Annotated in this window: 3 protein-coding genes; all 3 read left to right on the forward strand. The window is 64.8% G+C overall.

The window, feature by feature from the left end:
• The first annotated feature begins 144 nt into the window (after window positions 1–144).
• The 3 genes from TVC13_RS17900 to TVC13_RS17910 all read left to right on the forward strand — a co-directional run bounded on the left by TVC13_RS17900 (window position 145) and on the right by TVC13_RS17910 (window position 3,221).
• Window positions 145–1,686, forward strand: a complete 1,542-nt coding sequence (locus tag TVC13_RS17900; RefSeq protein ID WP_422402478.1) for an acyl-CoA synthetase — start codon at window positions 145–147, stop codon at window positions 1,684–1,686.
• A 117-nt stretch (window positions 1,687–1,803) separates the two neighbouring features.
• Entirely contained in the window at window positions 1,804–2,412 is a 609-nt protein-coding gene (locus TVC13_RS17905; RefSeq protein ID WP_422402479.1) for an RNA polymerase sigma factor, read from the forward strand.
• On the forward strand, window positions 2,412–3,221 hold the full coding sequence (locus tag TVC13_RS17910) for a hypothetical protein (protein WP_422402480.1): 810 nt from the start codon (window positions 2,412–2,414) through the stop codon (window positions 3,219–3,221). The genes TVC13_RS17905 and TVC13_RS17910 overlap by 1 nt, the downstream gene beginning before the upstream one ends.
• The last annotated feature ends 93 nt before the right edge of the window (window positions 3,222–3,314 follow it).

Raw genomic sequence — 3,314 nt, forward strand, 5'->3', positions numbered from 1 at the left:
CCCCCGGCCCCCCCCCCCCCCCCCCCCCCCCCCCCCCCCCCCCCCCCACTACCACGCTCCAACCGGCTCACGCCGGGACATCCGGCACATCGGCTCACACCGGCACATTCGGAACATCCGGTACAGACGAAGGACGTTTGGAAAATGCAGAACCAGGGCCTTGGCTCATGGATCCACCGGCAGCGGATCAAGTCCGGTGCCAGGACCGCGCTGGTCTTCCGCGACCAGGCAGTGACGTACGCGCAGCTGGATGACCGGATAAACCGGCTGGCAGCTGCCCTGCGGGCCGCCGGCGTCGAACACGGAACGCGCGTGGCGTTCCTGGGCGACAACCACCCTTCTTTCCTGGAGACCTTTTTTGCTGCCGGCTCGCTTGGCGCGGTGTTCGTCCCGCTGAACACCCGGCTGGCTCCGCCTGAGATCCAGTTTGCGCTTCAGGACTCCGGGAGCACGGTACTGGTCAACACCCTGGCCCTCGATGAGCTGGCGGTCCGCGGCTCAGTCGACACCGCCGTCGGGCTCCGCCTGCTCGTTGACGACGGAAGCGGCGCTGCCCGCGCGGAGACGGGTCCTCCCGTTCAGCCCTTTGAATCTGCTTTTGGCGAACCGGCAGGGTTCGCGGACGCTGCCGTGGACCTCGAGGACGGCGCGATCATCCTCTACACCTCCGGCACCACCGGCCAGCCCAAGGGTGCGCTCCTCACACACGCCAACCTGGCCTGGAACTGCTTCAACGTGCTGGTCGACTACGACGTCGCGGAGAATGACATCGCGCTGATGATTTCCCCGCTGTTCCACGTCGCATCCCTGGACATGGGGGTGCTCCCGAACCTGCTCAAGGGTGCAACGGTCATTCTTGAGACCCGGTTTGAGCCCGGCCGCACCCTTGAACTCATCGAAAAGTACCGGGCCACCTACATCAGCGGCGTGCCCACCACCTACCAGCTGCTCTGCGAACACCCGGACTGGGCCAAACGGGACATCAGCTCGCTCCGGAAGCTCACCTGCGGCGGCTCTGCCGTGCCGCTACGTGTCATCGACGCCTACGAAGAGCGCGGCCTGAGTTTCTCCGGCGGCTACGGCATGACTGAGACGGCTCCGGGTGCCACTGCCCTGCCGCCGTCGTACTCCCGGGAAAAAGCCGGTTCCGCCGGCATTCCGCACTTTTTCACCTCCGTCCGTGTCGCCCGGCCTGACGGCAGTGCTGCTGATCCCGGCGAAGTGGGTGAGGTACAGATCAGCGGACCCAACGTCATCAAGTCCTACTGGAACCGCCCTGACGCCACGGAGTCCGCCTTCGACGGCGCGGACTGGTTCCGTTCCGGGGACATGGGCTACTACGACGGCGACGGCTTCCTTTTTATCTCCGACCGGCTCAAGGACATGATCATTTCCGGCGGCGAGAATATCTACCCGGCTGAGGTGGAACAGATCATCAGCGAGCTCGACGCGGTGAGCGGCGTGGCTGTGATCGGCGTTGCGGATGAAAAGTGGGGTGAGGTGCCCAAGGCGCTGATTACGCTGCGCGAGGGTTACAGCCTTGATCCTGCCGAAGTGGCGGCTCATCTGGACGGGCGGCTGGCCCGCTACAAGATTCCCAAGACTGTGGAAATTGTTGCAGAGTTCCCCCGCACGGCCAGCGGCAAGATCCGCAAGGCCGACCTGAAGCGGCAGTACTCGGGGTAGAACCGGGTCTTGCGGGGGTTGGCGCTTTCGCTGTCCGTTGGAACCGCCAGCAGAAGTTTGGGTCGGCGGCATAAGCCCATGTGAAACACTCGGGCAGATGGCGGACAGGTATAGGGCATGACCCAGTTCTCAGGAAAGCCGGACCGCGAGGGGCGCTTTCGGACGCTCTACGCCACCATGTATCCGGACCTGCTCCGGTTCGTGCAGCGCCGCGCGGGTGCAGACCATGCCGAAGACCTGGTGGCGGAGACGTTCCTGGTGGTCTGGCGCCGGTTTGAAGACGTGCCAACTGACACTGGTGACAGCCGCGCCTGGATTTTTGGCATCTGCCGCAACATCATGCTGAACGGCAGGCGAGGAGACCAGCGGCGGAATGCCCTTGGAGTGCGCCTTGCTGCTTCCGTTCCCGTTTCCTCGGCCGACATTGACCTGGCCGAGCAGAGGGTGGACCTTGCCCGCGCCTGGCGGCAGCTCTCCGAAATTCATCAGGAAGCCCTGGGGCTGGCGGTGTTTGAGGATCTTTCCGGCCCGCAGGCGGCCGCCGTGCTCGGAATTTCTCCTGTTGCCTACCGGATTCGGCTCACCCGTGCCCGCAGGGCGCTGAGGCTGCTGCTGGACCATCTCCCTGTATCCACTGTTGTGCCGCGGACTGCCGTTGTGCCGCCGTCCGTCGCTGTGCCGAAGCCTGCGGCTGTACGGCCGCCTGCCGTTGGAAGGAAACCGTGATGATGCGAGACCGAGAAATGGATGTGCTGCTGAAGTCTCTGGATGCAGCCGGGCCGCCCCGTGCCTGTACCGAGCGCAGCCGGCAGGACCTGGAGCGGATTCTGTCTGGCGATGCAGCCGGGACGGATCCGCGGCGTGAACAGAGCCGGCGTCAACCCAACCTGATGCGGCGCAACCGCCAGCTGATTCTTGTCGGTGCCGCAGCCGCGGTGGCCGTGGGGATCATCGCGGTGCCGGTCGCATTGGGAGGGGATCCGGCCTTCGCGAGCTGGACGCAGACTCCGTCGCCGCTGAATCCGGAGGCCAGTGAAAGGGCCGGAAACGACTGCCGTTCTTCGGACCGGAACACTGCGGAAGAGTCCTCAGAGTCCTCAGAGGCCAAAGTGGCTATTGCTGAACGCCGGGGTGAGTGGACCACTGTGGTGCTCTCTGGTCCGGGAAGCTTCTCGGCTATGTGCGTCACGGACGGGTCGCTTTTTGGCGGTTCCTTTGGTTATTCCGGTCGACGCCCGGGAGATGTCGAACCTGCGCCGCGTGAGCTGTTGCCTACGGCAATGGGAATGGGGGCAACTCCAGCGGGTGAACTGTCCATGGTTGTCGGTGCAGCCGGATCCGACGTCAGCGGTGTTTCCTATTCCAGCCGCACTGAGGGCGAAGTTCAGGCGAGCGTTGCCAATGGCTATTTTGTGTTGTGGTTTCCTGGGAACGAGCTGCGGGACTACCCGGAGGAGGGTGTCCTGCTGCAGGTTCGCTACTCGGACGGCACCCAAGAGGAGGTCGCTGTTTCCCTGGACTGGGCCAACAGCTAGGACAGTGCTTCGAGGCGCTGTGGGAGGCGCTAGTGGGAGCGCTGGCGGCGGGAGCGCTGGAGGGAGCGCTGGAGGGAGGGGCTGGTGGAGGGA

The organism is Arthrobacter sp. 3Tela_A (assembly GCF_049311025.1).
Taxonomy (GTDB): domain Bacteria; phylum Actinomycetota; class Actinomycetes; order Actinomycetales; family Micrococcaceae; genus Arthrobacter_B.